Here is a 15,823-nt window from a genome sequence, read left to right as displayed (position 1 = left end):
TACAACCATAATTGTTTACGCTTTGCCCGCTATCTCCTCGATTTGTTTCAGCCACGCCGTACGCGTCGCCTCGTCGGAGCTCGGTACGGACTCGAAAAATACATGGTGCAGCAACTCCATACCGCAATATTCAAATATTCCTTTGTCGGATGTCAAAATTAAAGCTTTGTCCATGCCGCTAGCTGCATATTGGGCATGTGATTTCCCTTGCGTGTTAATAATTACAGCTTTTTTACCCTTCAGCATTCCCATCTGCTCCCCACTCACGTAACGATAGGCAAACCCATAAGTAAAAACCCGCTCTATATAGCCTTTGACGATTGCTGGCAGTCCGGTCCACCAGATCGGATAGATGAAGGTAATCACGTCAGCCCATTTCAGATACTCCTGCTCCTGTTCAATGTCTTCACCTACGCCGCCTAGTATCTCGCTGCTGCTAATGACAGGCTGGAACTCCATCGCGTACAAATCGCGGACGATGATCTCGTGTCCTTTTTGACGGAGGCTTTGAACGATAGTTTCCAAAATAGCATGGTTAAAGCTTTCTTTTCTCGGATGGGCATACACGATCAAATGGTTCATAGGGATATCTCCTCTCATTTTGTGTTTCATATTATCTCTATTATTGATTGATCAATTACAATTACATATAAACTAGCACATGCCTCGACCAGAACATCTGTAATACCGTCTGCTCCAAGACATAGCTGACAAGCCTTTCTCTCCCCTCAAGTCTTGTCCAATGTCTTAAAGAACTAGAAAATCAAGTCAGTGAGGTATAGAGACGGTCTACACGACACGCACCTCAAGATAAATCGCTTAGCAGTTATTTGAGAATGGATGTTTAGTAATTGATCAATCACTAACATGTTGATCATTATATGCCTTCTGTCTCTGAAATGCAACTCATATTTTGTGATATTTTAAATAATTTCATTTTCAATAGTTTGCTTCTATCTTTTGTACATTAAAAATCTTGTCGTGATTTCACATTCGACATTCAACCTGAATCATCTGAAATAATGGGATTTTCCCCATATTTTTACAGAATGGATGATAGTGGACAATTTTTTCCTGTTGAGTTAGGGAATATTCTACTTTTGGTGGCACAGTGTCATCCACCAGGAGGGATAAAAACGGCCTCAATCTTTGACAGCATCATGTCAGTACTGATTTTAACGCGGTTTGTATCCGACGTTATAGGTATGGATATTTGGAAATGTATGTTTGAGTCAAATACAATTATACAAAAATACAAAGTCGCTAATTTAGCGACTTTGTATTTGGCATCATCAAATTTTGATGTTAGTTCCTTCAATCTGAGATTCAAGTACATCATATAGAGCAAGTTTATAGTTTATTTTATCCAGGTTAAAATATAGTTCCCTTATGCTCTTCTCAATCTCTTTTTTATGCTGAAGCATCATCATTTTTCGTTCCGCAATCGTCGAGTCCCCTTCTTTATACAAGTATACATACTTCTGAATTTGAGCAATCGGCATCCCTGTGGCTCGAAGCGCGGTAACAAAGGATATCCAGCTTAAATCCTCATCGTCATATAGCCGCTTTCCAGTTTCATTTCTTTTCACATGGGGAAGCAGCCCCTCTTTTTCGTAATATCGGAGAGTGGGAGCTGTTATTCCCGTCAATTCGGTAGCTTCTTTTATAGTCAACACAACTAAATTTTCACCGCCATCTGTTAAAGTGTACTTTAAATGAATATTTGGCAACATAAATTGATTTTTCCAAATTTACGCTATAAAAAATAGAGAAAATATAGTGAAATCAGTGGATTTATCTGTTTGATTAGGCACTTATTATTATAATCAAAACACCCTTGACTTCAAGTGAACTTTATCTTTTATGATATCACTGTAAATTAAAACGATTTCTGAGAGGATGAAGTTACAATGGCAAATATCTCAATCGTTACTGGCGGCAGCCGCGGACTGGGTCGCAATACTGCCATCAGTATTGCACGTCATGGCGGTGATGTCATCCTGAACTATCGTAGCCAAGCAGAACAAGCAAAGTCTGTCGTTGCTGAGATTGAAGCCCTAGGACGTAAAGCAGTAGCTCTACAACTTGATGTTGGAAATATTTCCAGTTTTACATATGTCTGCGGATAGTGTCAGCTACATTGGTACTACCAAGTAAAGGCGTCCAATATTGAATTACATTAAACATTCGTCTAATCGGATAAGAAACCGTGTTCTTGTCATTTTCGGTATAATTCATTAAGCTAATGCTGCCCTTTAGGTTAATGAAAAAGGAGCATCTGCTGTTGTGACATGCTCCCCTTACGGTAGACAGGTGAAATAATAAAACCTGCTACGGTAAGGGGGCTTTTTCATGCAAAGACGATCCTATTCGGCTTCTGAGAAACTTACGATCCTAATAGAAATTGAGCGTGGTGAGATTGGTTTTAATGCTGCATGTCAGAAGTATAGCATTCACAACCCGAGGTTATGGAAATGGCAGCGCCAATACAAACTGAATGGTTACAAAGGATTGGAGAATCGAGCACAGCGTACCAACCTTATGCTCGGGGAGCTTGCCGGACGTGCTCTAGGATATTAGGGAAGGAGCGCCTGCCTCCGCCATCTCGCTTTTGGCTTTAGGGTCATTGTATTCGAAGCCGCGCATAAATGTATTCCGGTTATGAATGAGGCGGCAATCGGCCCCTTCAGCAGCTTCGGATCATTCCGGACAAACCCAGAAGATCGCCGGGTTGCCGACGAAACCTTGCTTCAGCGTATTCACGGTAAACCGAGCTTGGCCATGGACCGTATTTTACGGGCACTTGGGCTCAACCAGATTTTATTCCCTTTATGAAAGAGGTTTCTTGTTCATTCAAGCTCCTTTTTAGTACTGTGCTTGGGACTTTGCCAATATACTCTAAAGATATGTTATTCACAATGGCTGCTTCTATTTTCAGGAAGGAAGATAAGCATATGCCGATAATACCGCCAATCTTGCAGAGGGGCGATACCGTTGGAGTCGTTACCTTGGGCAGCCCGCTCGCTGCAGACGTAATTAATGCACGGATCGAAGTTTTGAGAGCAATGGGGTTCAATGTTGTATTGGGTCAATATGTATATGCGCAAAACGGGTTTCTTGCCGGCACAGACGAGCAGCGGGCTTCTGATTTGATGATGATGTTTCAAGACGAGCGGGTTAAAATGATACTACCCACCAGAGGCGGTACAGGAGTCGCCGGAATTCTTCCTTACATTGATTATACTGTGATCCGAAATCATCCAAAAATCGTTACAGGTTACAGCGATATAACGGTACTATTAAACGTACTGCATCAATATGTGGATTTAATAACATTCCATAGTCTGCTGCTTATTGACTTCAAATCCGAAACGCCCGCTTATAATTTCGATCAGTTTTTTTCCGCGACATCCGTATACTCATTAACCCGGACAATCTTGAATCCGCCGGGGATGCCGCTGATAAGCCGTGTTCCGGGCAACGTTACTGGGCAACTTGTGGGCGGTAATCTGACATCCTTTGTCGATACGTTGGGTACGCCTTTCGAAATCGATACAAGGGGTAAAATTCTTGTTCTTGAAGAAACGCATGAACCTACCAATACCGTCTACAGGTACTTGAATCATTTGAAGCTTGCCGGAAAATTTCGTGACTGCATCGGCATTATTATGGGAGAGTGCTCAGGCTGCCAGGCGGCTTATGGTAAATCCTATGAGGATTTAATCAACGAATTTGTTGTACCTCTCGGTAAGCCGATGATAACGAACCTTGCCACAGGTCATGGATTGTATAAAGCCGCTTTGCCGATTGGCGCAACCGTTAACCTCGATTCAGTCAATGCTAGAATAACTATAGTTGAACCTACCATCAGCTTTATCCAATCGTTATGACCAACTCCCCCCTTGCTTCTAAGGAGAGGTTTTAATCGTGATGAACTAGCGTTTCCCGTTAGCTTAATGGATCACATTTGTAGTCTCAATGCGACCTACCACTTATTCCGTTAATTTCCCTTTACTTCTAATTCGTTCGGAATTAAATCATACAAGACACGAACATCACAACCGATCGAATCGGCGATTGATATGGCAATTTTGAGTGGCATCACTCTTTTGTTTTCAATAAAGTCGTAAATTCGTTCCGGTTTCAAAAGCAACTCTTTTGCCAGCCATTCCGCTGACTTTCCGGATTCCATCAATCGTTCATTCAGCAAGCAACGTCCAAGTTCAAATTTCAAGAAGCAATGACCTCCCGCATAAAAAATATTTATTTAATCTTAAGCGTTGTCCATTGCCGGCATGAGTATACTTTATCAATTATGGTTAAAACAAAAAAAGCCGCAGCTGCGCGGCTATTAAGCGTGTATGTACTTGTCGTCTTAAAGATATTAGCTTCCTGCTCTACCGTAGGCAGCTTGTCACAACAGGTGGCTTGGATCAACGGAGGAAAGATCTGTTTGTCGCCACATCAATTATTTCTTACAACACCAGGTTGAAACAGCGATGCTCTTCGATTTTCCCATTCAAGCGAATTCACATAAAGCGTAAGACGATTCCGGCTCAAATATCCAAAAACCTTATGCTATCCTCTTTAGCATAAGGTTTTTGATAAATCCCAGAATATAGATTATTGATATGTAACTTTATACATCTTCTATCAATCTATCAATATACAAACTATACTGTATACAAAACTGTGGTAGAAGCCGGCATTTATTTTGTCGCTTTTGCTTTGGCCATGAAGGCCTCGATTTCGTCGACTGTCTTCAAGATATCTTTTGAGAGCACCTCGCAACCATCTTCCGTGACAAGGACGTCATCCTCGATGCGGATGCCGATGCCTTCTTCTGAGATGTACAGGCCTGGCTCCACGGTTAGCACCATACCCGGTTGTAACTCCAGCCCGCGGTAGTCGCCGACGTCGTGAGTGTCAAGGCCAAGACTATGGCTGACTCCATGGTAGTAGATGTTAATCAGCTCTTCATCGTTATCGATCAAACCGAGTTCCTTGCCCCCTTCCGCCAACACTTGCTTGGCGATCTCGTTCAGCTTTGTGAAGGGTACGCCTGGTTTGATCGCATTGATGACTTCCTGCTCAGCCTTCAGGACGAGGTTGTAGATCGCTTTCTGACGCTCGCTAAACGTGCCGTTGACCGGAAACGTGCGGGTGATGTCAGCGTTATATTGGTCGAACTCTGCACCTATGTCGACCAGCACCAGCTCGCCGTCTTGGACGTCGCTGTCGTTTTCTTCGTAGTGAAGTACCGTCGCACGGGCACCGCCCGCCACGATCGGGTCAAAGGCATAATGTTTCGCACCCGACGTGCGCAAGTTGAATGTGAAGTGTGCTTCCAGCTCCGCCTCGTTGACACCCGGACGCATATGAGACACCATGCGCTCGATACCTTCCTTCGTGATTTCGATGGCACGCTTCATCTTCACTATTTCGTCTTGAGTCTTGAACAGGCGCAGGTGGGCGATCTGTCGGTACAGGTTCTGAACCACGAGCATCGGATATTGCTCCTGCGTTTTGCGTGCAAATATCTCCGCCCGGCCTGGCAGCTCATGGAACCCGCGTCGTTCAAGATCGAAGTACACGTTTTTGTAGTCATGGTTCGTCACGGTAGCGTGGAAGAAATGTTCAAAGGTGTCGCGATTTTGCACCTTTCCGATGCCGGTAATCTCTTTGGCTTCATCAGCAGTCATCATCTTGCCGGTCCATTTTTCCAGAACGGGATCAACTTTTTCGATAAACAGCGTCTCTTCGACTTGATTGCCGCGCTTGGTGATCACCAGGATGGAACTCGGTTTCGTCAATCCAGTGAGGTAATAATAATGGCGGTTCGGCTTAAATGGATAATTCGCATCCGCTGATTTATGGGGAGCTTCCCCAGCAAACAAAACGGCAATGGAATCATCAGCCAAAGCTTGGACCAACTTTTGACGGTTATTTACAAAAAAGGTTTGTTTCATGTCTTACACTCTCCCTTTTGCAATTCTTAATGCTATTCTAACTATTATCATATATTAACATATTCTGGTTGTTACTGTTCAGTATCAAAAGTGTAACACTAATGTTCCAAGAATGAGCCGCAGGCAGCCTTTTCCAAACGTCTTCATAGGTGTGGTTCCCTCGCTCTCCCTCTCATCCGAGGAAATATGCTCACTATCATAATTTCCGATGCAATAACGCAAAACGTCCCGGCACCGAGCTCCTTCGGTACAGGGACGTTCGCATTAGTTAGTCGCCATAGGGCCGGCTACTTGCCAAGATTTGCACTCCACACCTCAATGAGTGTCTTAATGCTCCGATTGAGCGTTGTCTTTGCTTCATCGGAAACTTCTTCCTGCTTCTTCTCTTTATTCAGCTGCTTCAACAAATTCTCCAGATGCTTGATCCCCTGCTTCCAGTCCGTCTTATTCTTGCTGATCGCATCGGCTGCATGCTCAAGCTCCTTATCCAACTGCTTCCATGTCTTCTCGTCTAGCTGTCCGGTAGTTCCAAACCATTCAAGCAGCTTTCCGATGGCAGGAGCGTTAATGGGGGCAGGGAGAATCGTAAAATTGTCGTAGCTCGTTTCATTCATGAACGTCCGCATGCCGGCCTTGCCATGTGTGAATGGATTGCCGCTGCGGTCCGTATAGTCGATTACCGGCTTGCTCATATCATCGACAAACACTTGGATACGGGCGCCTTGCGCAACGACTTTTACATGCTTCCATTCACCTGTCTTCACCTCGAGCGGCGCTCCTGTCAGATAGGTCCAGCTGTAATTCAGCTTGCCGAGATGAACGCCCTGTTTGTTCAGGTACGCGACATATCCTTGTACGAAATCCGCATTATTCTGATTCAGCTCCTTGCCGTGAGCCGGGTTGCTCGCCCGGAACAGTATGCCTCCGTCACCTGTATCGCTGATCAGCTTGATATCAGACTCTACGCTGTAATCCGACCAATTGGCATCTCCAATCAACGTTTTTCCGAAGCTGCCGACCGCTGCCTGATATTCGCCGGTATAAGCAACCTTAGGTTCGACTGGATTCTGATGGATGCGTATTCCTTGGAAGTCGAATTCACCTTTCACGGTTTCGACCTTCAAGGTATGGGCGCCCGCCGGGAGATAGATGCCTTGCTTCGTTGTTGTCGCCCAATTCTCCCAGGTGACAGAATTCGGAATGTCGACTTCACCGGTTAGATCGGTTGCATCGTCGAGCCACAGCCGGACTTTCGCACCGTCCATCGATGTAGCGGTCACGAAATCGACGTTGTACACGCCGGCCTTGGCAATATCTACGTTGTAGGCCAGCCATTCGCCGGTAGCGTTCCACCCTACATTGTAGCTGCCCCCCGCATTTCGGCGGATGTCGACCGCCTCATTCCGGTATTCCATACCGATGTTAGCGGGAGTCAGATCATGGTAGCCCGTACCTTCGCCGCCTGCCTTATAATCAACAGCCTGAATAAATCCGGGCAGCACATGCGGCTTATCGAACTGGGTGAGCGAAAGTCTCGTCATGTCAAACTCGCCTTTGACAATTTCGACCTTCAGTTCATGATCACCGGCCGGCAGCCTAATACCGGATTTCGTCACCGACTTCCACTTATTCCAGTCGCCGGAAGAAGGAACGCCCAGTATGCCTGTCAAATCAGTCGTGTCATCCAACCATAGCCGGACTTCTGCATCCGTGAACGTCGTCGCTGCCCACAAGTCGAGATCGTACAGTCCCTCTTGCGCAACGTTGATGTTGTACTTCAGCCATTCGCCCGTTTGATTCCAGCCTACGATCTGATCGCCGGATGCAGCGGATCGAATGTCGACGCTATCGCTGCGGTATTTGCCTCCAATGTTTGCAGGCGTCAAATCATGGTAGCCAACGCCTTCACCGCCGGGCTTGTAATGCTCGGCTTCGATGACGCCGGGCACGGGTATCGGCTGATCCGTCCTCGTCATCGCTATACTTGCAAAATCGAATTCTCCGCGGACCGTCTCGGCTTTCAACGTATGTTTGCCTGCCGGCAGGATAACACCGGATTTGCGTACCACATTCCAGATGTTCCAGTCACCGGTCTTCGGAATGTCCACAATGCCGGTCAGATCCGTCGTGTCGTCCAGCCAGAGCCGGATCTGACCTCCATCCAGCGTAGTAGCTACTTTGAATTCTGCGTTATAGGTTCCGGCTTCCGCTACGTCAATGTTAAACTTCAGCCATTCGCCCGTCTGGTTCCAGCCGACGTTGTAACCGCCGCTGACCTTATTGGAGCGAATGTCGACCGAATCTCCCCGGTACTCGCCGCCGATGTTTTGGAGTGTATTCTCATGATAACCTACACCTTCACCACCAGAGATATAGTGGACTGTGCCAATCGTCCCCGGGATCGGATGATACGCGTCATAAGCCTGCTCCTCCCCGCCAATGTCGGTCTTCACGTTCCAGAATCCTTCATACCGCTGCCAGCCGTCATCCTTACCATCATTGAAGTTATCATGGAGAACCGGAACATCCGCGTGCCTTTGGAACGACAGCTTGTCCAGCGAGGTCGTGCCCGATGCGGCGGTGACCTTCAAAATATGTTCACCTGCCGGCAAATCTACCCCGTTCAGCTGTGCGGTCTGCCATCCTGCATCAGCAGCGTCAGTGTCACCTGTCAGCTCAAACTCGCCCAGCAGCTGTCCATCATCCAGAGTAAGCTGTATTTTGCTGCCCAGGGCTGCATCTTCATAAGAGAGATCAATATCGTATTTGCCTGTCTCCGCGATGTTCAGCCGGTATTTCAGCCATTCGCCCTTCTCGAAAGCGGTGATATGTGAGGTGCTGTCATCTGCTTTGGCCGTATCCACGCCGTCTCCACGGTAATCGCCGATCGTACCCGGCGTCTGGTCGTGATATCCGACTCCTTCGCCGCCTGACAGGTAATGAACGGCTTCGACTTGACCCGGAACCGGTTTCGCGGCGTCAAAATCGCTGCTTCCGTTCACGTCGTTGCTGAAAGCAACATAACCGAAATTAGCCTTCGCGTTCTCCGTGACGTAACCGATACTGCCGCCGCCAAGCTTCGCGCTGCGCGTCTGCTTCAGCATGCCGTCGACGTAGATCTTGAACGTGTCCCCTGCTTTCTCAACCCGGATATTATGCAGCTTTGTATAATCGTACCCGTCCGGAAGCGTGCTCTCCTCCCATCCCAGATCTGCGCCGTTCACCCGGAACTGCGTCTTCAGCGAATTGCTCGCCGGATCTAACAGCGCTGTGCCGAAATCGTTATCTCCCTTGTAGGAGAATACGGCCCCGAGCCGCTGGCCTTCGGTATTGCTGGACTCAGCCAGCTGTAGGTTAAATTCTGCCGTATAGCTGCTACCCGCCGCAACAGTGGTCAACAGTCTGCTTGTACCGGCAACTTGCTGACGCAGAAGTCCGGAATCCATGCTCCAGCCGACACCGTCCGTTTTCGTCCACGACGTGCTGAGTTCCGCACCATTGAACCGGTCCTCGAAATCCGGCATCTCCGGATCCGGCTGCTCGGTTGCCGTCGGTCCGAGCACGGACATTTTGTCCCCGTTGAACACGATCCGGTCCATCCCCATATGGCGAAGAGGTCCTACAATGCCCTTTCCTTCGAGATTGTGGTAGATGATATAGCGGGCATCCAGGTTCGGGCCAACGACGACCGTATTATGCCCGAGACCGACTGTCGGACCTTCCGTACTGATCAGAATCGGATTATCCGTATCACGCACGAATCCCGTGAGCGGGTTTGAGCTGACAGCGTAGTCGACCCGATAGCCTTTGCTGAATACATGGTTGCCGGTATACGTCATATAGTATTTGCCGTCGCGCTTGAACAACGTAGAACCTTCCGTCCAACCGTTCATGCTTGCACCTGTATTGACGCTGTTGCTGATCGTCGTTGGTGTAGGCATCGTAGCCGCGAGAATTCCCGCTGCGCCTGCATGATAGAAATACCACTTGCCATCATCGTCAATGAAGACGTTGCCATCGATCGAATGGCCCAAATTGCCCGTCTGCACCGTGAACGGCCCCGTCGGGCTTTCGCTGCGCAGCACGTAATGACCATTGCCGGCAGGAGAGGTATACATGTAGAAGTATCCGTTCCAATATACGACTTCAGGAGCGTAGGCTCCCTTCGTAACCGGATCCGTTGCGGCCAATCCTTCATAGCTCCAGTGGACAAGGTCTGGCGAGCTCCACACTTTGATTCCGATATCGGTATCTCTCGTGCTCACATACAAATAATATGTACCATTAAACTTCAACACGTAAGGGTCGCCAAGTCCATATTGTCCCCATTCGTCCGGCAGCGATGCAGGATTCTTATAGGCGAATGCCGCCTGAGGAGCAATCAAGAGCAGCATACACAGCATGATTGCTATACTTCGTTTTAACATCAAACTTATCACCTCATCGATTGTATTAAAACGCTTTCATAGATAAATGATCGTATGGATCTTCACCGGTCACCGTTATCGCATCACCTCATTTCATCCAATTAATCTAATATATCGAGAGTATATCGGCATTTTCCAGGCAAAGTCAATGTTTTATTACAAATATTATGAAATATACAATGAATATTTTGTACATATTATATTTGATACAATATTACTGTAATAAATGGGATAGCTATGGGGGAGTTAATCGGTAGGTGATCCCACCCATATCAAATATAATAAGGAGTTGTTCACGACCTCTTCTTAAGGATCGTTAGCTCACTCTATCTGCAACCAGATTCTTGATGTCAGACATCTGTAAATCTAACTTCTCGTATTTATTAGCGATTAGTTTTTCTTTTTAACGAAAATGTTTGGTCGCTGGATTCAGGATTTGCTAAACTGCTACAACCTGAATCATGTCATCGTTGGCATGGAACCGACCGGTCATTATCGGTGACGCCTGATTCGTTGGCTCTCTTCTCAAGGAATGGAAATCGTTCTCGTTAATCGCCACCATGACAAGAAGAACAAGGAGAACCGCGACAACACTCCGTCCAAAAGTGACTGCAAGGATGATGCCCTTGTCATTGCGGATATGGTCAAAAATGGATAAACTACTCGTCTGTACGATTCAATCCGGAAGCCTACGAGGAGTTACGGATTCTCAAGGCTAAACGGGATACGGTTACAAAACGGCTCTCAGCGCAGTTAACCAGATTCATCGCTGGGTAGATATCATCTTCCTTGAGTTAAGGCAGATCTTCAGGATCCTCACCTGCACCAGTGCCGTTGCTACGCTCCGGCTCTTCCCCTTACAGAAAGATGAAACTTTGATTAAACCGAACGACGCGTCCGCGATACTTGCTTCACTTGTGGATCGAGACAAACAAAGCCGGGATAAGGAAGACCGGTTTACGTAGAAGTTTGTCCCTATCACGGTTAACCATAGTGTTCTTGTCTTTTTCGGCTAACGATATATGTTCTTGTCGTCGGGTTTTGACTAGGACATATATCGTTAAAACAAAAAAACTTCCAATAAACTAAGAAGAGCAGCTTCGCTGCATCCTGGACACATCCGGAACGTCGCGAAGCTGCTCATTGTATTTCTGTCGGCGATCGATGCATCCTGCCCGGTCGGCAGCAGCGATTTCGTCTGCTCGATTGCCGGATGCGACATGCGTCAACCTCCTTCATTATGTTTTCAAATCATTCGACATCCCCCAGAATCATCTCATGTAAAGCTGTTCCGGCAAGCACCATCGGATATACATTCTCTTCTTTCGGTACGACAAACTCAACAAGTACGGGACCAGGTGTATTTAGAGCTTCTTGCCACACGCGGGAAGCCTCTGCTTTGTTACTCGCTCTCAACCCTTTGATTCCGTAGGCTTCAGCCAGCTTTACGAAATCCGGGCTGCCGGCAAGGTCGATCTGGCTGTAACGCTTGGCGTAGCTGAGTTCCTGCTGTTGCTTAACCATCCCTAATACTTGGTTGTTAATTACGACAATTTTGACAGGAATGCGATGAATGGAACAAATAGCCATCTCCTGCGCACACATCTGCATGCCCCCGTCACCGTTTACGGAAACCACAAGTCGTTTCGGATTTCCGATCTGAGCGCCAATGGCGGCCGGGAACCCGAACCCCATGGTTCCAAGACCACCTGACGTGATCAGTGAGCGGGGGTGGTTAAACTTGTAAAATTGAGCTGTCCACATTTGGTGCTGGCCTACGTCCGTGGTTATGATCGCTTCCACTCGTGTTGTTTCATGGATCATTTCAATGACAAATTGGGGTTTAAGCTCCGTATCCGAATCTTTGTACCGTAACGGAAACTGCCGTTTGTATTCTTGAATTTCCTTGATCCAACGATCAGAGGGGGATGCGATAGCTTTCGTATTCGCATAGTTCAGTACAGCCTTGATATCGCCTATGCATGCAATATCCGCCTTGACGTTTTTGCCAATTTCAGCCGGATCAATATCGATATGGGCAATCCGTTTGGCTTGGGGGGCGAAACCATCCACGCTCATGGTCACCCGGTCATCAAACCGCGAACCCATCGAAATAATCAGATCGGCATGTTGGATGGCCATATTCGCTGCATACGCACCATGATGGCCCGGCATGCCCAGCCACAGGTCGTGAGCACTTGGAAAACCTCCCAAACCAAGCAATGTGGTCGCCACCGGAATGTTGGTTTTAATCACGAACTCCAGCAGCTCATTGGTTGCACCTGAATAAACCACGCCTCCCCCGGCGATGATGATCGGTCTTTCGGATTCGGTAATCGCTTGAATTAATATATTGATCTGGTCTGTATCCAAATTCGGATTGGATTCGTACCCTCGAAGACGAATCGCAGCCGCTGGTTGGTAATACAACTTGTGATTGGATACATCTTTAGGGATGTCGATCAATACAGGACCTTTCCTGCCCGTACTAGCAATATGGAAGGCTTCATGCACGATGCGCGGAAGGTCTTGCACATGACGAACGGAATAGCTGTGTTTCGTTATGGACAGGGTCATGCTGACGATATCCGCTTCCTGGAAAGCATCTGTGCCCATGACCGTAGTTGACACGTTGCCCGTAATGATGACGAGAGGCACGGAATCCATATAAGCAGTCGCAATCCCGGTAATCAAATTTGTCGCTCCCGGACCGGATGTGGCAATGCAGACGCCGACTTTACCTGTCGATCTGGCATAACCGTCTGCCGCGTGTATAGCTCCTTGCTCGTGCCGGGTCAGAATGTGTTTGAACTCCGGATTGTCGACCATGGCGTCATAAATGTACAGCGCATTTCCTCCGGGATAACCAAAAACACTTTCAACCCCCTCATGCAACAAACAGCGTAGAAGGCATTCAGATCCAGTGATGAGTTCAGCTTTTTCTCTTTTTGTATCCATGTGACATCCCTCCAATAAAAAATCCCCTCTCCTCCCAAAAGCCGGCAGCATACTGCCGTACTAAAGGGACGAAAGGGGTTGATTTTCGCGGTACCACCCTGATTCGCCTAAAATCTCGCGATTTTGGGCCTCACGAAGTAAAGGGTTTCCTTACTTCAGGCACGGTAACGTGTGTCCATCCGGTTGAGACTACTCACCAAGTCAAACGACATGATCCGGTTTTCGATCAACAGCTCGGAGATGACCATGCAAGGGATTAAGGCAAAGGTTTCAGCATTCCCTTCGCTCTCTGGACTTAAGAGCCCTTGACACTTTTTCTCTTCATCGCTTGTTCGTTATATACATAAAAACCCCTCTCTTCCCAAGCTCGGCAGCCATCTGCCGAACGATAGGGACGAAAGGGGTTGATTTTCGCGGTACCACCCTGGTTTGCTGGAATCTCACGATTCCGGCCTCATGAAGTAAGGTTTCCCTTACCTCAGCACGATAACGTGTGCCTATCCGTTTGGAACTACTCGCCAAATCAACGATTGGATCCGGTTTTCGATCAACAGCTCCGAGGTGACTGACATACAAAGGGGTTAAGGCAAAGGTTTCAGCATTCCCTTCGCTCTCTGAACTTAAGAGCCCTTAGTACTTTTCCTCTTCATCGCTTTTCAAATGATTTTAGGAAATACTATCACAAACTTCATTATTTTTCAATCAAAACCCGGATTAGAAATCCGACTTCGCTGTTCCAATTCCTGATATTGATTAATTTATACCCGATGCTCTTTATATTGTCCTGATCCCCCTCATCTGAGAGCGGAGATATGATCCCGATGCGACTCCAGCATTTCGCGCCTTTCCGCGATCTTGCCGGCCTTCTCGAAAATGCCGTAACGGTCGAAGGAGAGCTGAAACGAAGTAAGGTGCGATTAGCCATGAAGCGCTGATGGATCCGCCATCCAGGAAACACAAACATTTCTATTATTTAATTCTTAAATGCCGGCCAACACTGAAGCCTTAGATTAACACCTCATTTTGAGTTTACTTTAATTAAAATTCTTTTTAACAAAGTCAATGAGTTTGGACTTCAATGCGTCGCCCTGCTCCCCCTTATGAAACATATCTGTTCCGTGATAACCGCTCGGATCCACAATGAGCTCTTTATCCGTTGCTCCGGATGCTTGATATAATTTGCGCACTTCTTTTTCAATCGAGCCTCCATAATCACCAGGTGAAAAAACAAACAGGGATGGCGCTTTAATCTTTTTGACGCTTGGAATTGAATCAAGCGGCCCACATTGTGCTGGAGAAGAAAGAATAATTAACCCCTCGATGGGAAGCTCTTGACGAACGCCCGCAATGATTGCTGTTGTACCGCCACAAGATGCTCCTGCCAAAAACACTTTTTGTGCACCCAATCGTTTGAGTTCGCTTAAGGCCGCATCTGCATCACGGTCTATATTCTGGTTATCCTCCGGGAAATTCTGTGAGGCGCCGTGATTGCGATATTCAGGAATAACGACTAAATATCCGTCATCCGCCAATTCCGTTCCCATGTCAAGAAAAGAGCAAATGTTATAGCCTTGCTCGTGTGCAAGCAGGACTCCTTTATTTCCGCTTCCAAGCACAAGCGCCGACAAATGCACCCCGTCACTGGTTGTCAATGTAGTTGCTTTATCGCGCAGCTTCTCTGGTACGCAATTGTTCACAAGATGCCCGTTGGAAGAGCGTACCGTTCGGTCCGGCCAGGCAGGATCATACTCAACCGGTGGGTTTGATGGGATGTTCGTTTCTTCGGCAGGAGGCGTTTCATTCCCGGTCTCGGTTGTGGTGGATGTATTTTGAGGCAGATTCGTTGAAGAATGATCTACATTTGGAGATACAGGCATTGCTCTGGAGCATCCTGTAATGGTTATTAACAAAATGAGCAAGACGAGTACCATTTTTATTTCTTTAAAAGATACGTTCATAGATTTTCTATACCTCCGACTTTCGCTGAATTTACAACAGAGTGTACTATTATCACTTTGAAATAGCGTTTGGTTGCGCATTGGTTGGTTTTTATCTTGGAATCCTCTGCCTTTGTCACTTGAATAGGCAGATCGGACACCGTTTCCTCATTTCTTGTACCTCCGTGTACTTCGATTTTTCTTCTCCAAAACCATACGAAATCAATTTTTAGTTTCATATATTTAATATAGTCCAGAGATATCATCATTTTTTGAACGAAATGTCAACAAATTGTCTCCGAGTTTCAATCAGTTAGATATTTTTCTAATCGGTAATGGTAACATGTTCCTTGTCCTTTACGGCAATCGGGACTATAACTTGTATCAATAAAATAAAAAAGCCGCTAAAATGGCGACTTTCAATGGGTCTATTCTTCATTCACTGGTTTTGATAGGTTGAAAGCGGCAATTTTCCGAACTACTGAGAGCGATAAAGGTATCCATGTCACCTCCATGTGCACCCGAGCCGATT

The 15,823-nt window shown here is 46.9% G+C and carries 11 protein-coding genes and 1 other annotated feature; of the genes, 3 read left to right on the top strand and 8 right to left on the bottom strand.

The window, feature by feature from the left end; genetic code table 11:
* Nucleotides 1-15 precede the first annotated feature (15 nt).
* Together GQY55_RS12725 and GQY55_RS12720 are read right to left on the bottom strand one after the other, a co-directional pair.
* Nucleotides 16-582: an NAD(P)H-dependent oxidoreductase gene (locus GQY55_RS12725; protein WP_160041859.1), complete on the bottom strand. Its 567-nt coding sequence runs from the start codon at nt 580-582 to the stop codon at nt 16-18.
* Nucleotides 583-1,292: 710 nt separating this feature from the next.
* Nucleotides 1,293-1,733, bottom strand: coding sequence for a MerR family transcriptional regulator (locus GQY55_RS12720; protein ID WP_160041857.1), 441 nt, complete (start codon nt 1,731-1,733; stop codon nt 1,293-1,295).
* Between the two features lie 177 nt (nt 1,734-1,910).
* On the opposite strand from GQY55_RS12720, the gene GQY55_RS12715 reads away from it, so the two are divergent.
* From GQY55_RS12715 to GQY55_RS12710, 3 genes are all read left to right on the top strand, one after another.
* Entirely contained in the window at nt 1,911-2,129 is a 219-nt protein-coding gene (locus tag GQY55_RS12715) for an SDR family NAD(P)-dependent oxidoreductase (RefSeq protein ID WP_236575582.1), read from the top strand.
* A 532-nt stretch (nt 2,130-2,661) separates the two neighbouring features.
* The gene (locus GQY55_RS31360; protein ID WP_236575581.1) at nt 2,662-2,835 is read left to right on the top strand and encodes a hypothetical protein; all 174 of its coding nucleotides are present in this window, start codon (nt 2,662-2,664) and stop codon (nt 2,833-2,835) included.
* 119 nt (nt 2,836-2,954) lie between these two features.
* On the top strand, nt 2,955-3,890 hold the full coding sequence (locus GQY55_RS12710) for a S66 peptidase family protein (RefSeq protein WP_160041855.1): 936 nt from the start codon (nt 2,955-2,957) through the stop codon (nt 3,888-3,890).
* A 110-nt stretch (nt 3,891-4,000) separates the two neighbouring features.
* Here GQY55_RS12710 and GQY55_RS12705 read toward each other — a convergent pair whose 3' ends face one another.
* The 6 genes from GQY55_RS12705 to GQY55_RS12680 all read right to left on the bottom strand — a co-directional run bounded on the left by GQY55_RS12705 (nt 4,001) and on the right by GQY55_RS12680 (nt 15,312).
* Complete coding sequence (locus tag GQY55_RS12705) at nt 4,001-4,234, bottom strand: XRE family transcriptional regulator (RefSeq protein ID WP_160041853.1); 234 nt, start codon at nt 4,232-4,234, stop codon at nt 4,001-4,003.
* Between the two features lie 475 nt (nt 4,235-4,709).
* On the bottom strand, nt 4,710-5,969 hold the full coding sequence (locus GQY55_RS12700; protein WP_160041851.1) for an aminopeptidase P family protein: 1,260 nt from the start codon (nt 5,967-5,969) through the stop codon (nt 4,710-4,712).
* Between the two features lie 287 nt (nt 5,970-6,256).
* On the bottom strand, nt 6,257-10,396 hold the full coding sequence (locus tag GQY55_RS12695; protein ID WP_160041849.1) for a carbohydrate-binding protein: 4,140 nt from the start codon (nt 10,394-10,396) through the stop codon (nt 6,257-6,259).
* A 1,060-nt stretch (nt 10,397-11,456) separates the two neighbouring features.
* Nucleotides 11,457-11,618: a hypothetical protein gene (locus GQY55_RS12690; RefSeq protein ID WP_160041847.1), complete on the bottom strand. Its 162-nt coding sequence runs from the start codon at nt 11,616-11,618 to the stop codon at nt 11,457-11,459.
* Nucleotides 11,619-11,647: 29 nt separating this feature from the next.
* Nucleotides 11,648-13,354: a biosynthetic-type acetolactate synthase large subunit gene (ilvB, locus tag GQY55_RS12685; RefSeq protein ID WP_160041845.1), complete on the bottom strand. Its 1,707-nt coding sequence runs from the start codon at nt 13,352-13,354 to the stop codon at nt 11,648-11,650.
* 387 nt (nt 13,355-13,741) lie between these two features.
* Nucleotides 13,742-14,013: a binding site (T-box leader), on the bottom strand.
* A 375-nt stretch (nt 14,014-14,388) separates the two neighbouring features.
* Nucleotides 14,389-15,312, bottom strand: coding sequence for an alpha/beta hydrolase (locus GQY55_RS12680; protein ID WP_160041843.1), 924 nt, complete (start codon nt 15,310-15,312; stop codon nt 14,389-14,391).
* Between the last annotated feature and the right edge of the window lie 511 nt (nt 15,313-15,823).

The organism is Paenibacillus sp. USDA918EY (assembly GCF_009870825.1).
Classification (GTDB): domain Bacteria; phylum Bacillota; class Bacilli; order Paenibacillales; family Paenibacillaceae; genus Paenibacillus_AQ; species Paenibacillus_AQ albilobatus.
This window is presented reverse-complemented; position numbering and strand designations above follow the sequence as displayed.